This is a genomic window from Lysinibacillus sphaericus (assembly GCF_002982115.1).
GTDB classification, from domain to species: domain Bacteria; phylum Bacillota; class Bacilli; order Bacillales_A; family Planococcaceae; genus Lysinibacillus; species Lysinibacillus sphaericus.
The window spans coordinates 2,673,477-2,689,953 of sequence record NZ_CP019980.1 but is presented as its reverse complement, the minus strand read 5'-3'; the positions used below and the strand labels follow the sequence as shown (position 1 = coordinate 2,689,953).

The following is a 16,477-nucleotide window of genomic DNA, read 5'->3' as shown; positions in this document are numbered from 1 at the left end:
ACTAGTATGCTAAAAATTTCTCCTAGCATACTAGTTTTTTTGACTTGAAATCTTTGCAATGAGTATCAACCCCCTACGTATAACAATCTTACGGAGTGGGCAAGAATGGTAACGGAGGTAGACCAACTAATTGCGATGTTGAAGGATTCGTGTGCAAAAAATTCGAAAGGGGTTAGCCAATTGACTATGAAAAAAAGCATTATGATACCCATTCTTTTAACAGGGTTGCTAACGTTAACAGGATGTAATTTTCTCAATAAACAGGAGACATCCAAGCAAGGGCAAGCACAACAAGAAACAAAAAACGAGATAGCAAAAGAAGCAGTGCAAATCACAGAAATAAAGCCAATAAACATCATGACTTTACAAGTCACTTTTTCTGAACCATTGTCCGAAGAAGGTGTGAAAGTAGAAAATTTAGATACAATAAAAAAAGCCTTTTCATTCAATCATGATTTAAGTATTGTCAATGTGCCACGCTTGAAAATTGGTGCTACAAGTACGTATATTGTGCCAGTCACTATGCAGAAGGCAGGAACAAACTACACACTAAGATACAAAGATGGTGAAACAAAGGCCTTTGATGGCATCGATGAAAAAATAACGCTCAGCCAAACGAAACAAGTGACAAATGATACTTTTGAAATTGAATCATTTAAAGATGAAGGTGTAACTGATTATTCGAATATTATTGAAGCCTATAAAGAGGCGAGAGGTGACTTGTCGTTCCAATTGAATGATGACAATAAGGACGAAAAAGGTAAGCAGTATCAGGTCATTTCCTCTTTACGGGATCGTGTCGTAACAGTGACTGCAGAAAATGGTGAAAAGTTACAAGCTGATTATGTGTTGTTTACACAAGCTGCAGATGGCAGACAAGCACCAAAATTCCGCTTGCCAGAAGGAAAAGCGTTAAAGGCGGGGACAAACTATACCGTGTCAGCTGACTGGGCAACGATAAAAAATCCAACCTTCAAAGCAACTGACATAGCGCCTTTAACGATTAAGTCAGTTGAACCAATTGATGCTACATCATTCCAAGTGACACTCGATCAGGATCCTGGTATGGAGTTATTTGCAGGTCGCAGTGTCGAATTGCAGGCTGAAGATGGCTCGACTTTACAAGCACAATATCGCTATTCATCTCGTAAAGGTGCTGTCGGGATATTTGATGTAAAGGACCAAACATTAAAGGCTGGTGGCACATATAAAGTGCTACCCATTAACAATTGGGCAACTGCTGATAATGTCACGTTAACAGCAAAGTAAGGCAAGTAGTCAGTAGTGAATGCTTTCACTACTGACTTTTTTTCAAGCTTAAAGAGTTGTATTGACCTTTTTCTTTAGCGTAATATAGTGCTACATACATTTAACAAGGGGTTAGAAAATGAAAGCATTAGTTTTTGAAACATTTGGTGGACCAGAAGTATTACAATATCAAGAAGTAGCTGATCCTATTCTGACAGATAACGAAGTTTTAGTACGAACAAAGGCCGTTGGGTTAAATTTTGCTGATATTTATCGACGGAAAGGCAATTATCATTTAGCAGGTCAGCCACCATTTATTTTAGGCTATGAAGGGGCTGGTGTCGTTGAAAAAGTCGGTGCAAATATACACAATATCCAAGTAGGCGACCGCATTGCATTTGCGGACGTACCCTTTGCGAATGCTGAATTAGTGGCAGTGCCACATGATAAAGTGATGTTATTACCAGTTGAAATATCTTTTGAAACGGCAGCTGCCATATTATTACAAGGGTTAACGGCACAATATTTAGTGACAGATAGCTATGCGATTCAACCAGGTGATACGGTCTTAATTCACGCAGCGGCAGGTGGTGTTGGTCAAAACTTAATCCAAATGGCTAAGTTAAAAGGGGCTAACGTCATTGGTCTCACATCTTCAACAGAAAAAGCGCAAGTAGCATACGCCATCGGGGCGGACCATATCTTTTTATATAAAGAGCAATGGGTGCAACATGTGAAGGATACTACTGATGGTCAAGGGGTTCATGTTGTGTACGAATCGGTAGGCTCTACACTGCAAGATAGTTTAGAGGCAACAAAAATCGGTGGAACAGTGGTGTTTTTTGGCATGTCAGGGGGAGATCCTGTGGCGGTGGATCCTCGTCTGTTAATGGATACTTCGAAAACGTTAACGGGGGGAGACCTTTGGAATGTACTGACTTCCTTTGAGGAAAGAAAAATACGTTCACAACAACTGTTCGACTGGATTATAGATGGTAAGATAAAAATTTCTGAGCCGACTATTTTTGCTCTTGAAGACGGTGCTCAGGCACATACTTTACTGGAAAGTCGCAAAAGTATCGGTAAGATATTATTACAACCTTAAACAATGCAGATGGAGGATTGCTTGTCTCCTTTACTTTGATATTGTAACACTATCATATTTGAAAGTTGGAATATGATAGTGTTTATCCAACTACTAATTCATGATACGATAAAATACAATATGAACTATTGAGGTGAGCACAATCTCATGTTTCTAGATAAATTGAAGCATCAGTTACAGCAAAATCAATCGCTATTTATTGGAGAAGAGACTGCTTTTCGTTCGGCCGTTTTAATTCCATTAGTACAAGTGGATGACAAGTGGCATATTCTTTTTGAAGTACGGTCATTGACAATGAGAAAGCAACCAGGAGATATTAGTTTTCCAGGTGGGCGAATTGATGCCACAGATGCATCTCCATTAGCTGCAGCGTTACGGGAAACGCATGAAGAGTTAGGCATCGATCCAACAACGGTACATGTTGTAGGACCATTAAGTCCATATATTACATCTTCTTCATTTGTAACGTACCCATTTGTAGCGATTATTGATACCAATCAAATTATTCATGAATACAACAAAGACGAAGTGGAAGAAGTATTGACCGTACCAATTGACTGGTTATTAAACTATGAGCCATATATGCATTTAGTATCGGTTGAACCAATGCCTTCAATCGATTTTCCATTTGATAAAATTGTTAATGGTGCGCAGTATAAATGGCGAACGCGGTCAATGGAAGAATGGTTTTTTGATTATGAGCAATACACGATTTGGGGTTTAACCGCCCGAATTTTAAAACACTTTATAGAACTGATAAAATAGCAGAATAGCTACATTCCACAGCTTTGTTCCTCACACCTATTCAAAATAGCTATGCGCTACATAAGGGGCACATCTCCATAATTATTTAAAAGGCGCGTATGCTTTTCTTTATTTAGAAGAAAAGTATACGCGCCTTAACTTACTTCGTACAATAATAAATTCGATAGTCCAATACCCCATCGTATTTTACATTCATCTCAATGTTTTGCTCCATGACTTTGTACAATTCAGGCTCAATCTGCTGTGAGTAGTGAAATTCAGGCGCTGAAGAAAAAGATTTATTTTTGCGAATGTGAATCGTCTGAAAACCAGTTTGTTTAAATAGTGTTACCCAATCTTTTTTCGTGAACAACAGATCAAAGCCATAAAATTGTTTGATTTCCTCCGCACTCACGTCGTCAAGTTCTTGTTGTATCGTAAATTCAATCGCAATTAGCTGACCACCAAATTTCAATAAACGATAAATTTCGTTGAGCGCTTTGTGCTTGTTGACAAAGGACAGAACAGATTCCGCAATTATGAAATCGAATTGTTGTTTAGCTAAAGGTAGTTGTTCAACGGAACCTTTAATAATTTGAACTGGTAGGGAGTGTTTTGCCATTCTGCTTTGAGCCTTCTCAACCATAATGGCATTGTTATCAATGCCCGTAACATTTGCTTTATAATGAGATGCTAAGTAGGCGGCGGTTTGGCCTGTACCACAGCCTACATCTAGTATTTGAGAGTGTTTGGTAATGTTCTCATTTTTCAAAAGTTGCTTTGTTAACGCCATGCCCCCAGGATGTGCCCCGCCAACGCCAAATTTAGATAAAAATTCGAGATATTTGGATTTTTGAATAACGATCACCTTCTTTTTTCTTCTTGTTTGTATGATATGAAAAGAAAAATAGTATGGTTCCTAGTGGAGGAATGAAACGAACGATAGGATAAAAAGCAAAACGAAATGTCTAATTATAAGTTTTCAATAGGTTTCCATCGAACGCTTCTATACTATTTATTTTGATGTAGGTTCTTCAAAAGTCTAAACATAAAAAATTTCTAAACGTATACTATATAAACGTTTTATGTATAGGAGGTGAATTGATGCAATATTATTCGCAAAATCCTAGAAGGAGACCAGTCCCAAGAAGATATAGACAAAGTTTTGATCCTATGAATCAAGGTAGACGCGTACAACCCTTCAATTTTAATAGTCCACAACCTTTTACGTTCAACAATCAACAACCCCAAACTTCTCGATTTGGAAATTTATCAAATAATTTACAGGCAATGATGGGCCATGCAGGAACAATAACGAATGGGGTTAATATGCTAAGGCAAATGGGGTCTTTATTAAGTCTATTTAGATAATAAGGGGAATTATTGTACTCTTCTTTAAGAGGATAGACGTTTAATTTGGCGCGTTTATTCTCTTTTTTATGAAAATCGCCATTAAAAGCCCAAGTATCGCCAGTAAACCCTAAGAATACGCTCTAAAAACGGGCACCAAGTTTGTATCAACAAAAGTGTTAGATTGACTGCTGTCAATCTAACACTTTTGTTTATCTACTTTATTTCGATAAGCTGTTTTCGATAATCGAGCGATTTTTTTCTTTAAATACTTCGTTATGAGAGGATACTACTGCATGTCGATGAGCCGTTGGTTCCAAGTACGTTTTAATGGAGTTAACGGCGTTTGCTGCATCTTGAAATGTGCCAAGTAGAAGATGAATTTTCCCTTCAAACGATAAAATATCACCTGCTGCAAAAATTCCGGGTTGTGCTGTTTCGCCAGTTGCTTTTCCTTCAAAATAATAGTCATCTTTTTTAGGAATGGCAATGGCTTCATCAAATGTGAGCGATGCTTCGCGATTATAACCGTGACTTACAATGACTTCATCAATTTGGCGTGTATAGCTTTGGTTGGTCCGAGAATTTTCACATGTAATGAATTGAATCGCTGTTTTATCTGGATTGGCAGATAGTTTTGTAATGGTTGTATTACATTCGATTTGTACACCAACATCTAGCGCCTCTTGTATGGTTGCTTCGTGTGCTGAAAGCGTGTCCTTACGGTAGACAATCGTTACGTTTTTGGCAATCGGGCTAAGTTCTACTGCCCAGTCGAGTGCCGCATTTCCGCCTCCCGAAATAATAATATCTTTATTTACAAAGCGTTTATAAGACTGGACTGTATAGTGTAGGTTGGACATTTCGTATTTTTCAGCACCTTCTAACGTCAGTTTTTGCGGATTAATAATACCACCACCAACAGCTAACAGAACGGTTTTCGAATAATGTTTTTCTCCCTGTGCTGTATGTATTACAAATAAATCTCCTTGACGTTCGATAAAGTCAACCTTTGTGCTTGTTAGCATTGTTGGTTTAAATGTTTTGGCTTGCGCAATTAATTGTTTGACAAATTGTTCGCCTAAAATGGGCGGGTGACCGCCTATATCCCATATTAACTTTTCAGGATAAAGTAACACCTTTCCACCTAGCTGTTCTTGGCTTTCGATTAATTTTGTTTTTAAGCCTCTTAATCCACTATAAAAGGCGCTATATAAACCTGCAGGTCCACCGCCAATAATCGTTACATCATATAAATCTTGCACTTGTATCGCCACATCCTTAAAAATTTATTGGAAAAGTATTGTATATCCTTATTGGATAGTTCAATCATTTAAATGATAATGATTATCAATATCGATTCGTTGCTATCATATCATGCGTATAAGTAAAAAGAAAGAGAAGCTTTTCCATTTGAATCCATCTTTGTTGGTAAAGCCTAGGAATCGCTTCTATATTTAAGCTTCTATCTAGACAAGAAGAACAAAGTGCTATATAGTTAGCTAGGCTAACTATATAAGGAGGGGTAATATGACGATTGAACAGCAGTTTTTTAATGAGTATCGCTTAATGTACCGACCGTTTACTAACCAACTCAATATGCAACTGGAACACTTTCAACTTTATAGTTCACAGTGGGCAGTATTGCGTTTTTTAATTGATAAAGGGCCACATTCGCTCGTTGAAATTGCGAGCTTTATGTCAATTGAAAAGCCGAGCGTAACGAGGCTTGTACAAAAGCTTGTAGAACTTGGCTATGTGGAGACAGTGGCAGGCAAAGATAAGCGAGAAAAAGTGGTACAATTAACGCCATTTGGAGAAAACATCGTGCAAGAAGTGCAGGAGCACTTAAAACCATTTTTAGAAAAAGCACTAGCAGGTGTGGCGAAACAGGATATTGAAACGGCTACTCGGGTTTTAGCGACCATATGTATGAATATTCATCAGTAGGAGAGAAAAACAAGTGGAATCAACAAGACATAAATTATGGACAAAAGACTTTTTAGTTGTTTCTTTAATTAATTTTACGATTACGTTAATTTTTTATTTATTAATGGTGACAATAGCTGGCTATGCAGTGGAGCAATTTGACGCTTCAACAAGTACTGCTGGTCTAGTGTCAAGTATTTTTATTATCGGGACACTATTTGGACGACTTGGCACAGGACGAATTATCAGTGATCTAGGCAGTAAAAAAACATTATTCATTGGCTTATTATTATTTATGCTATCGACTATGTCTTATTTTATTGCTTTAAATCTTCCTTTACTGATGATGAATCGTTTAATGCAGGGGATTGCGCTCGGTGTAGCGAGTACGGCTACAGGTACGATTATTGCACAAATTTTACCACCAGAGCGACGAGGTGAAGGGATTGGCTATTACAGCTTAAGTGCGATTTTAGCAACTGCAATAGGTCCGTTTATCGGTATATTATTAACGCAGTTGTTTGAAGATTATCGTATGATTTTTGCGGTCGATTCGGTTTTAGCAGTAGTTTGCTTCATGATGTATTTTATGGTGACCGTGCCAGATGCGCCAAAAAATCCAAAGATAATGGCGGAGAAAGCGGGCTTCAAGCTATCCAGCTTTATTGAATTGCGTGCACTGCCTATCGCCTTTGTAGCTCTTGTTATTGGCTTTGCTTATTCAGGTGTGATGTCGTTTATGACATTTTACGCAAAAGAGCTTCATTTGGTCACAGCAGGCAGTTACTTCTTTATCGTTTATGCCCTTGTTATTTTAGCAACTCGTCCATTTACAGGGAAAATACTTGATGCAAGAGGCGCGAATATTATTATTTATCCGTGTCTAATCTTGTTTGCGATGGGCATGTATGCATTTAGTACAGCGACAAGCACTGTTGTATTTTTAATAGCTGCGGCTTTTATTGGTATTGGTTATGGTAATTTTAACTCAGTAGCCCAAGCAATAGCTATTAAGGTTACACCACATGAGCGTTTAGGGCTCGCCACTTCAACGTATTTTATTTTGTACGATTTAGGATTAGGTGTAGGGCCTTATTTCTTAGGGCTTTTTGCACCGACGATTGGTTACAGCGCTATATTTTTATCGATGGTAGCGGTAATTTTCCTTTCAATCGTGCTCTATTATGTCTTATATGGGAAATATGAAAAAGTAAAACAAGTCAATATTTAGTAGATTATAATCATTATATTGTAGAACAAACGTCTTTTTGCTTGTTGGAAATAAAATTCAACTGCAAAATGACGTTTTTTTCTTAAATTAAAAATACTTCTTGCAATCAAATATGATAATGATTATCATTCACAATAGAGACTAATTCGGGAAGCAGGTATTTAGCATGAAAAACAAATCATTATTATCAGTGTTAGTTGCAGGTGGCATAATTATGGCGGGCTGTGGCAATACAGAAGGCACAAAAAAAGAAGAGAAACCAGCAACGGAGCAAGCAGCACAAACGGCAACGGTAGATTTGACTACTGAACTATCAGCCTATCAACAATTTGCATTAGAACAGATGGATCATTTCTTGCTAGATACAGAAAAGTTCGTCAACCTGTTTAAAGCGGGTGATATGGAAGGTGCAAAAGCAGCGTATGCGCCAGCACGTATGTACTTCGAGCGTTCTGAACCAATTGCAGAAAGCTTTGGTGACCTTGATCCACGTATTGATGGCCGTTTAGCCGATATTGAAGAAGAAGGTAAAGGGAAAGAAGAGTGGACTGGCTACCATAAGCTTGAATATGCACTTTGGGTAGAAAATACAACAAAGGGCTATGAGGCAGTGGCAGATCAGCTACTAGCAGACGCTAAAGAATTACATGCACTTGTTCAAACAGTAGAAGTAACACCTGATTTAATGATTACAGGTGCAGTTGATTTATTGAATGAAGTATCTACTTCAAAAATTACGGGTGAAGAAGAAATTTATTCACATACAGACCTCTATGATTTTAAAGCGAATATTGAAGGGGCAGAAAAAATCTTTGAAATTCTTCGACCAAAATTAGAAGCAAAAGACAAAGAGTTAGTTGCAGCGTTAGATGAAAAATTTAAAGCAGTGGATGACTTATTAGCACTACATGCAACAGCTGATGGCGGTTATATTTCTTACGAAGATTTAACAGAAGAAAATACAAAAGCATTAGCAGCAGCAGTGAACCAACTAGGTGAGCCATTAAGTCAAATGGGCATTATTTTGGAGTGATAAAGAATGACAACGTCTAATGATGAAAAATGGATAAATAAAAAAATATCTCGCCGTGACATGTTAAAACTAACAGGCATGGGCGTGGCTGGCATTGCGATAGGTGCTTCTGGCTTTGGTGGTGTAATGAAAGCGATGGGTTACGATATGTTTGAACCTGTCGCTGATAGCACAACAGCAAAAAATAAAGTTAATTTCTATGGTAAACATCAGTCTGGCATTAATACACCCGTTCAAAAACATATATATTTTGCTTCTTTAACGGTTTTAGTGACATCAAAAGAGGAGCTACAAGAGTTGTTCAAGAAATGGACACCTCTTGTTGTTCGTTTAATGAATGGTGAATTAATGGTAGATTTAACAACAAATACTAGAGTTCCAACGGGTGATACCGGAGAAGCAGAAGGCTTAGATGCTTCGAATTTATCCATAACGTTTGGTTTAGGTCCTTCACTGTTCGATAAGCTTGGCATGGCACATTTAAAACCAGCCGAATTAGCGGACTTACCACATTTTCCGAAAGACCAACTACAAAAGGAATATACAGGTGGAGATCTTTGCATTCAAGCCTGTGCAGACGATCCACAAGTGGCGTTCCATGCTGTACGCAATTTAGTACGCGCTGCTTCTGGCAAAGTGGAGATTAAATGGTCCCAAGCGGGCTTTAACTCATTCCCTGCTGAAGGGGGGACACCTCGAAATTTATTTGCATTCAAGGACGGTACAGTCAACCCTTCTATTAAAGATGAACAAGACTTAAACAAAGTAGTATGGGTCGATAAAGGGTGGCTTAAGGGTGGCTCCTATTTAGTGGCTCGAAAAATCCAAATGCATCTTGAAACATGGGATCGTACATCGTTAAAGGATCAAGAAGCAACGTTTGGGCGTTATCGCGATAGTGGTGCGCCATTTGGTAAAACGAAGGAATTCGATGATTTTGATGTAGAAGCAAAAGATAACAAGGGCGAGTATATTATGCCCGATACATCGCATGTCCATTTAGCACGTAAATCAGGTGCTCGCATACTACGTCGCTCTTATTCTTACGCATCAGGCGTCATGTCGAATACAGGAGCGCACGATGCAGGGCTCCTATTTATCTCTTTCCAAAAAGATCCGGCGCAGTTTACAACAGTACAAAACAGTCTAGGACGAATGGACAAAATGAATGAATATATTACTCATCGAGGCAGTGCCGTTTTTGCTTGCTTCCCTGGAGTACAAAAAGGGAGTTATTTAGGTGAAGCACTTTTTAACGCGCTGTAGCATTATAGTATGCTTATTATTGGCACTTGCGGTACCAGTACAAGCAGCAGAATCTTATAGTCACTTGTACATTTCCATTAGTGACGCTCTGATGAATACGAAGCAAGACAAGCAAGCTGAAGCAACGCGTGCACTTGAACAATTTGCAACGGACTGGGCGACTGTAAATTCACAACAAACTGAAGCAAAAGAAAAGGTTGATCAAATACTTGAGCAAGCTGTAAAGGCTTCTTCAAAAGAAGAGCGTTTAACTGCATTGTCGGCTCTATCGAATGCATTACGTGCATTAGAAAAGCTCGAAAATCCAGTAGATGAAGCGGAGCAACGAGCTGACTTTGGTCTAAAAATGAAACCGATTATGACTGCCTTTGAGCAAGCGTTAGCAAGTGGTGATATAACAACGATTGACGCTGCGTACAAAGAGTTTAATATGAAATGGAATAAAAATGAAAGACCAGTACGTGAACAAAGTATTGCAATGTACGGTCAAATTGAAACACAAATGGCTTTTTTACGTATTACAATTTCTTCAGAACAGCCTGATGTAACATTAATGCAATCACAATTTGCAGAACTAAAGAAAACGATTGAAGATTTTGTAGCAGGTAACGAAACAGCACAAATTGTAGCAGGTGAATATTCTTTAGCGTCTTTAATTGCGTATATAGATGAAGCTAACGATTTGATAGACGATGGTGACTACAAGGCAGCATCTGATAAAATACGTGAATTTATTACGATTTGGCCAAGTGTAGAGATTGAAATTTCAACACGCAACGGTAATCTCTATACTAAAATAGAAAGTGATATGCCGATTATAGTAAGTGACTTATTAAAGACTCAGGTCGATGAAAAGGCCATTAAAAGTAAACTTAATCAGTTCCGTACCGAAATTGAATTAATACAAGGTAATGCCGATTATTCCATTTGGGATTCAGCACTTATTTTGTTGCGTGAGGGCTTAGAGGCATTATTGATTATCCTTGCATTAGTGTCATTTTTAAATAAATCAGGACAAACATCGTTACGTAAATGGATTTATATCGGGGCTTTAGCTGGGGTAGTATTATCGGCTGTAGCGGCAGTATTAATGTCAACGATCTTTCATTCAGCAACGGTCGATACAAACCGAGAAATAATGGAAGGTTATGTCGGTCTTGTAGCTGCTGCAATGATGATAGGAGTCGGGATATGGCTTCATAGTAAGTCCAACGTTGCGAGCTGGAATCGTTATATTTCAAAACAAATGGGCAATGCTATTTCAAGTGGTTCCGTATTTGCGATGGCTGCTGTCAGCTTTTTATCGGTGTTCCGAGAAGGAGCAGAAACACTCGTGTTCTATGCGGGAATTGCACCAAAAATGGCGACCTCTCAATTTATACTCGGTATTGTTTTGGCGCTTGTCATCTTAGCTGTTATCGCAATCGTCTTATTCAAAGCGAGTGGTAAAATTGCCATTCATAAGCTTTTTGCGGTGGCAACTGTGTTAATTTATGTGTTAGCATTTAAAATCATCGGTGTCAGCTTGCATACATTACAACTACGAGATAGTGTACCAACGACTATTGTGGATGGCCTGCCAGTCATTAGCTTAATTGGCTTCTATCCAACACTAGAAACAATGATAGGGCAAGCGATTTTACTTGTGCTAGTAGTAGCAACTATTATCTATAAAAAGAAACAAGCAAAGTAGCGAAAAAAGAGGCTGGGACATAACCTTAAAATCTTAAGTAGAGGTACATTGGTTATGATAAATTTTTGCTAAGAAAATATATAGAATATATTTTCTATTATTTCTTTTGCAATGAATAATAAATTAGAAGGCTTCACTAGTTGTTGGTAGCCGAAGTGGACAATAACGGCGCAGCAAAAAGTGTTAGATTGACTCTCATCGATCTAACACTTTTTCTCTTTTGTCCCAGCCCCTTTTTTTATGGTGCAGTATGCCAATGCGAAGGCATACGCAAATAAAATGGTAGTTTTGTTTGGTGATTACCGATTGCCGAATTGATTTGCATTAAAAACATCGCAGTGGAAAGGTTCGCTCCGCACAAGTTAGCATCACGTAAATCGGCACCGATAAAGTCCACGCCTCTTAAAATCAGCATTTTGCAGGTTTGCCGCAATTAAATAGGCACCGCGCAAGTCTGTTGCTGTTAAATCTTTCCCCTTTAAATTTTTTCCAATCCAATTAGCCCCTCTATGGTGAGGCGCATTTTTTTTACTTACAGTGTTGAATACAAGCTTATTGCGAATTTGTGCACTGGTTTCTAATAATAGGTTGTTGACAGGTTGTCGGATTGAAGGAATATCTAGAACCACTAATGCTGTTGCCTCTAATTTAGAAAGAGTTAGTAATGTCTCTAATTGTTCATGCAATTTGTCGTATAATTTAGGTGATATCCGTCACTTCCGACATGATTTGTTCTCCTCGCCTCTCTACTAACTTACTATAATTTTAATATTAAATAACTTTTAATGGATATTATTATCAATATTTTTTATACTGTAAAAAATCAAGAAACTTATTTAAGTTTGCTGTAAACTAAAGAGAATATAGAGTGAAAGAGTGATGGCATGCTACAGGTAAATGTGGAGGATTCAAGTTTAATATTAGAGGGTGGGACGTTTCGTACATTGTTTACATCTGGTGTCTTGGATGCTTTTTTAGAGCATGACATTATGATGCCTTATGTTGTCGCTATTTCAGCAGGTGCAATCAATGCATGCTCGTATGTATCACAGCAAAAGGAACGGTCTTTACGTGTATTAATGGATTATCGCCATGATAAGCGCTACATGGGCTTGAAAAATTTCCTTAAAGAAAAAAGCTTATTTGGCTTGGATTTTGCGTATAATGTGATTCCGAATGAGCTAGATATTTTTGATTGGGATACGTATAAGCAGTATGATGGGAAATTGCTTTTTGGCGTAACAAATGCAGCAACAGGACAAGTTGAATATATGGATGCAAAGGAAATGGATCGCCAGTGTACGATGTTGCGTGCAACTTGTGCTATACCAATCTTATTTCCAGAAATCAAACTAAATAATACGCCATATTACGATGGTGGCTTAGCAGAGCCAATTCCGATCATGCATGGTGTTGAAACGGGTTTTAAAAAGCATGTACTAGTATTAACCCGACCTAAAGGCTACCGTAAACAGCTAGATCGGCAAAGTAAATGGGCTATGAAACTACTAGCTAAACGTTATCCGAATTTAGTAAAAAGCATGCAGAAACGTGCAGACCATTATAACGCTTCACTTGATTATTGTGAACAATTAGAGGCACAAGGAAAGGCATTTATATTCCGCCCAACACAAGCACTTAATAGCTTTGAGAAAGATACAGTGCAAATGCGTAAAAATTACGACATGGGCTATCAGCAAGCGATGCAACAAATAGATGCATTAAAGCAATTTTTAACTTGATTTTAAAATGGTAAGGGGAGGGCCAACGTGCATTTTGGGCTCTCTTTTTCATAGCGCTTAAGCATCAACGTTCATTATGTAAAAATTGTAGAAAAGATTTCATGTCACATCACATTTCGATATAATAAATGAAAACTAGAAGAGGCGCATATATGGAAACAGAATGGTTACGCACGTTTATCGTTGCGGCGAAAACGGAAAATTTCCGTGAGACGGCGGAAAGGCGCTTTATCACGCAATCGACGGTATCCAAACATATTCAGCATTTAGAAAAGGAATTGCAGACAACGCTTTTTGAACGTCAAACAAAGCATGTCAAACTCAATCGAATTGGTGCACACTTTTTACAACAAGCTGAAAAAGTGGTAGAAATCGTTGATGAAGCAGTACATAGTACACAATTGATGAAAAGTGGTTTTACTTCGAAATTAACAATAGGTGTAGCACCTCAAATAGCGAATTCCACATTACCAGCTATTATCGATCGTTTTCAGCAACAAAACCCTACCATTCATCTTTCTATTGAACTGTTAAAATCTAATGAAATTGGGGAAGCGGTTTATGCGGGAGCTATAGATATAGGGATTTCGAAATTAACCTCCACCCGTGCGGTGCACACGAAAATGCTTGCCCAAGAGCCACTCCAACTTATCGTACCGATAGGGAAAAAATGGACTGATCCAATGACGCTTTTACAACAAGAAACGATTTTAACACATGAATACGCGTCTTATTGGCAAGAAGTACAACAAGTACTTCAGCAATTGCCAAGCTATAAAAGCATGCAGGTTAACCAAACAGAAGTTATAAAAAACTTTGTCAAACAAGGGCTAGGAATTGCCTTTTTACCGAAAAGTGTTATTGAAGCTGCTTATGATGAGCAATCGCTCCATAGTTATTCGGTAAAGGAATTCTCGCATATTGTGTCCAACACTTATTTTTTATCAAAGTACGTAACGGCTGATATTGAAGCTTTTTTTATGGTTTGTGATGCTGTCTATCAAAACAGAGGGAGCTATTACTAGAAGAGAAGGTGATATTTGCATGTATAATATGATGTCAGAAATAAGTCGAGTCGTTAGTGGACCCATCACGTTATTTTTAAATTCCTACGAACATTCTCCACTTGTTATCGCGTTACTTCTTGGCCTAGTTGGCGCACTCGCACCTTGTCAATTAACCGGCAACTTGAGCGCCATAACATTCTATGGTCATCGTACCATTCAAATGAAAAATAATTGGAGCGAAGTAATGGCTTTTATGATCGGTAAGGTTGCTGTCTTTAGTTTAATTGGCTTATTAGCTTGGCTATTTGGACAATCATTTGAAACATCAATAACTACTTATTTTCCAATATTTCGTAAGACAATAGGACCCATTATGTTGTTAACAGGTCTTGTCCTAATCGGCATTTTAAAATTAAAATGGCTGCATCAAATATCATCCCATATCCCGCTTGTATTGAAAGAAGGGAAGGCAGGTTCATTTCTAATGGGGGCATGCTTTGCCATTGCCTTTTGTCCGACGATGTTTGTGCTATTTTTCGTTTGGCTGATGCCTACAGTTGTTACTACTTCCTATGGATTGGTTTTGCCAGCGGTTTTTGGTCTTGCGACTTCCATGCCACTTATTTTAATGTTGGTACTGATTCAAATATTTGATACAAAACGCGCCATTATGAAAACAAGTATGAAAATGGGAAGAGTAATACAAATCGTAGCAGGTATCATTTTAATCATGATTGGCGTAATGGACACTATTACCTATTGGGGTATAACGATATGAAAAAGAAGTACGTTGCGCTTGAGTGGAACAATTTGGAGGCTGTTGCTGTAAGGACAGTCTCTATTTTTATTTGTAAAAAGGAAAGAGGGAACATATGATTTATGCAATCGCATTATTTCTATTAGCAGGTATTGGTGAAATCGGAGGTGGCTATTTAATTTGGCTTTGGTTAAGGGAAGGCAAACCATTTTATTGGGGCATTTTTGGAGGGATTGCATTAGCTTTATATGGCGTGGTGGCGACTTTTCAATCATTTCCGACTTTTGGTCGAGTCTATGCAGCGTATGGAGGAGTTTTTATTGTGCTGTCCATCTTGTGGGGCTGGGGCATAGATAAGCAAAAGCCTGACATGTTAGATTTAGTAGGTGCTGGTATTTGTATTATCGGAGTCATGGTTATGTTAATGCCGCGTTCATAATAGAGAGAAAGTGTTAGATTATCGGTCATTAATCTAACACTTTTTTTGCTGTGAACGAAGTTGTGCACTACGGGGGACGTTTCTCAAAGATTAGTGGCGCTAGCATTTGTTTTTGTGGCGTATCATGACCTTTTCGTGACGGTAATCATTTTTTAGCCCTTTGTTGCAACAAAACGTAAGCGCCAATAATCAGCAATCCATTGTTTATCTCGATAATTAGTTGGTCGCAACAGTTCTTCACATTTTGCATAAACGCGTTCTTTTTCATGCTGACTTACATGCTGGAGAATGTTGTTGCTAAACATAACAAGCCAATTCCGTAAGCCATCGTCACCTTGAAGCGGCGTCGGACGTTCATATAAAGTAATCATTTGTACAGTAAAGCCCACTTTTTCGAGCATCGTTTGATATTCGTCAGCTGCTGGAAAATACCATGGGAAATACTGCTCTTCATATGGCAGCCCAAGCGCCTCCATACTTGTTCTAAGTGCTCCGACAATAGAAGCGATATTCCCGTGGCCGCCCATTTCTGCAACAAAACGTCCTTGTTGTTTTAGTGCACGATAGATATTGTCAATCACTTTATCTTGTTGTTTCATCCAATGAAGCGCTGCATTGGAAAAGACTGCATCAAATTGATGGGTGTAGTCCATAGTAGCTGCATCTTGTGTGTTAAAGGTAAGCGTAGGATATTTTTGTTGAGCGCTTAAAATCATATCATGTGAAGCATCAATGCCATGTACAACTGCACCACATTGCGTTATTTCGTTGGCTAAATCTCCTGTGCCACAGCCAACATCTAAAATATGTTCTTGTTTTTGTGGTGCAAGTAAGTTGACTAAACTTTCTCCGAATTTTGAAACAAAGTCATGTTTTTGATCGTAAAGAGTTGCATTCCATTTTGTTGTCATTGTCTACCATCTCCTTTGTTTT

Annotated in this window: 18 protein-coding genes; 13 read left to right on the top strand and 5 right to left on the bottom strand. The window is 38.3% G+C overall.

Annotated elements, in window-relative coordinates; all coding sequences use genetic code 11:
• Window positions 1–105: 105 nt before the first annotated feature.
• The 3 genes from LS41612_RS13655 to LS41612_RS13645 all read left to right on the top strand — a co-directional run bounded on the left by LS41612_RS13655 (window position 106) and on the right by LS41612_RS13645 (window position 3,118).
• Window positions 106–1,269: a hypothetical protein gene (locus LS41612_RS13655; RefSeq protein ID WP_233433796.1), complete on the top strand. Its 1,164-nt coding sequence runs from the start codon at window positions 106–108 to the stop codon at window positions 1,267–1,269.
• A 118-nt stretch (window positions 1,270–1,387) separates the two neighbouring features.
• Window positions 1,388–2,353, top strand: coding sequence for a quinone oxidoreductase family protein (locus tag LS41612_RS13650; RefSeq protein ID WP_024363606.1), 966 nt, complete (start codon window positions 1,388–1,390; stop codon window positions 2,351–2,353).
• A 147-nt stretch (window positions 2,354–2,500) separates the two neighbouring features.
• On the top strand, window positions 2,501–3,118 hold the full coding sequence (locus LS41612_RS13645; RefSeq protein ID WP_024363607.1) for an NUDIX hydrolase: 618 nt from the start codon (window positions 2,501–2,503) through the stop codon (window positions 3,116–3,118).
• Between the two features lie 139 nt (window positions 3,119–3,257).
• Here the strand turns inward: LS41612_RS13645 and LS41612_RS13640 are convergent, their stop codons facing one another.
• Window positions 3,258–3,965, bottom strand: a complete 708-nt coding sequence (locus LS41612_RS13640; protein ID WP_229389480.1) for a class I SAM-dependent methyltransferase — start codon at window positions 3,963–3,965, stop codon at window positions 3,258–3,260.
• 236 nt (window positions 3,966–4,201) lie between these two features.
• On the opposite strand from LS41612_RS13640, the gene LS41612_RS13635 reads away from it, so the two are divergent.
• Window positions 4,202–4,468: a hypothetical protein gene (locus tag LS41612_RS13635; RefSeq protein ID WP_024363609.1), complete on the top strand. Its 267-nt coding sequence runs from the start codon at window positions 4,202–4,204 to the stop codon at window positions 4,466–4,468.
• A 200-nt stretch (window positions 4,469–4,668) separates the two neighbouring features.
• On the opposite strand, the gene LS41612_RS13630 is transcribed toward LS41612_RS13635, so the two are convergent.
• Window positions 4,669–5,712 (bottom strand): NAD(P)/FAD-dependent oxidoreductase, encoded by a 1,044-nt coding sequence (locus tag LS41612_RS13630; protein WP_024363610.1) that lies wholly within the window; start codon window positions 5,710–5,712, stop codon window positions 4,669–4,671.
• Between the two features lie 265 nt (window positions 5,713–5,977).
• On the opposite strand from LS41612_RS13630, the gene LS41612_RS13625 reads away from it, so the two are divergent.
• From LS41612_RS13625 to LS41612_RS13605, 5 genes are all read left to right on the top strand, one after another.
• The gene (locus LS41612_RS13625) at window positions 5,978–6,397 is read left to right on the top strand and encodes a MarR family winged helix-turn-helix transcriptional regulator (protein WP_024363611.1); all 420 of its coding nucleotides are present in this window, start codon (window positions 5,978–5,980) and stop codon (window positions 6,395–6,397) included.
• 13 nt (window positions 6,398–6,410) lie between these two features.
• A complete protein-coding gene (locus LS41612_RS13620) occupies window positions 6,411–7,607 on the top strand; it encodes an MFS transporter (protein ID WP_024363612.1) in 1,197 nt (398 codons plus the stop codon).
• A 166-nt stretch (window positions 7,608–7,773) separates the two neighbouring features.
• A complete protein-coding gene (gene efeO, locus LS41612_RS13615) occupies window positions 7,774–8,640 on the top strand; it encodes an iron uptake system protein EfeO (RefSeq protein ID WP_024363613.1) in 867 nt (288 codons plus the stop codon).
• A gap of 6 nt (window positions 8,641–8,646) precedes the next feature.
• Entirely contained in the window at window positions 8,647–9,906 is a 1,260-nt protein-coding gene (efeB, locus tag LS41612_RS13610; protein ID WP_024363614.1) for an iron uptake transporter deferrochelatase/peroxidase subunit, read from the top strand.
• Complete coding sequence (locus LS41612_RS13605; RefSeq protein WP_024363615.1) at window positions 9,881–11,599, top strand: FTR1 family iron permease; 1,719 nt, start codon at window positions 9,881–9,883, stop codon at window positions 11,597–11,599. The genes efeB and LS41612_RS13605 overlap by 26 nt, the downstream gene beginning before the upstream one ends.
• A gap of 238 nt (window positions 11,600–11,837) precedes the next feature.
• Here the strand turns inward: LS41612_RS13605 and LS41612_RS23535 are convergent, their stop codons facing one another.
• The gene (locus LS41612_RS23535; protein WP_233433795.1) at window positions 11,838–12,014 is read right to left on the bottom strand and encodes a pentapeptide repeat-containing protein; all 177 of its coding nucleotides are present in this window, start codon (window positions 12,012–12,014) and stop codon (window positions 11,838–11,840) included.
• On the bottom strand, window positions 11,968–12,285 hold the full coding sequence (locus LS41612_RS23530; protein WP_051147756.1) for a pentapeptide repeat-containing protein: 318 nt from the start codon (window positions 12,283–12,285) through the stop codon (window positions 11,968–11,970). The genes LS41612_RS23535 and LS41612_RS23530 overlap by 47 nt, the downstream gene beginning before the upstream one ends.
• A 198-nt stretch (window positions 12,286–12,483) precedes the next feature.
• Here LS41612_RS23530 and LS41612_RS13595 point away from each other — a divergent pair, with 198 nt between their 5' ends.
• The 4 genes from LS41612_RS13595 to LS41612_RS13580 all read left to right on the top strand — a co-directional run bounded on the left by LS41612_RS13595 (window position 12,484) and on the right by LS41612_RS13580 (window position 15,544).
• Entirely contained in the window at window positions 12,484–13,341 is an 858-nt protein-coding gene (locus LS41612_RS13595) for a patatin-like phospholipase family protein (protein ID WP_029747330.1), read from the top strand.
• 152 nt (window positions 13,342–13,493) lie between these two features.
• Window positions 13,494–14,366 carry a LysR family transcriptional regulator gene (locus LS41612_RS13590; protein ID WP_024363617.1) on the top strand — a complete coding sequence of 291 codons (873 nt, stop codon included), beginning with the start codon at window positions 13,494–13,496 and terminating at the stop codon, window positions 14,364–14,366.
• Between the two features lie 19 nt (window positions 14,367–14,385).
• The gene (locus LS41612_RS13585; RefSeq protein WP_024363618.1) at window positions 14,386–15,126 is read left to right on the top strand and encodes an urease accessory protein UreH domain-containing protein; all 741 of its coding nucleotides are present in this window, start codon (window positions 14,386–14,388) and stop codon (window positions 15,124–15,126) included.
• 94 nt (window positions 15,127–15,220) lie between these two features.
• Window positions 15,221–15,544 carry a YnfA family protein gene (locus tag LS41612_RS13580; RefSeq protein ID WP_024363619.1) on the top strand — a complete coding sequence of 108 codons (324 nt, stop codon included), beginning with the start codon at window positions 15,221–15,223 and terminating at the stop codon, window positions 15,542–15,544.
• Window positions 15,545–15,696: 152 nt separating this feature from the next.
• Here LS41612_RS13580 and LS41612_RS13575 read toward each other — a convergent pair whose 3' ends face one another.
• Window positions 15,697–16,455 (bottom strand): class I SAM-dependent methyltransferase, encoded by a 759-nt coding sequence (locus LS41612_RS13575; RefSeq protein WP_024363620.1) that lies wholly within the window; start codon window positions 16,453–16,455, stop codon window positions 15,697–15,699.
• Window positions 16,456–16,477: the final 22 nt, after the last annotated feature.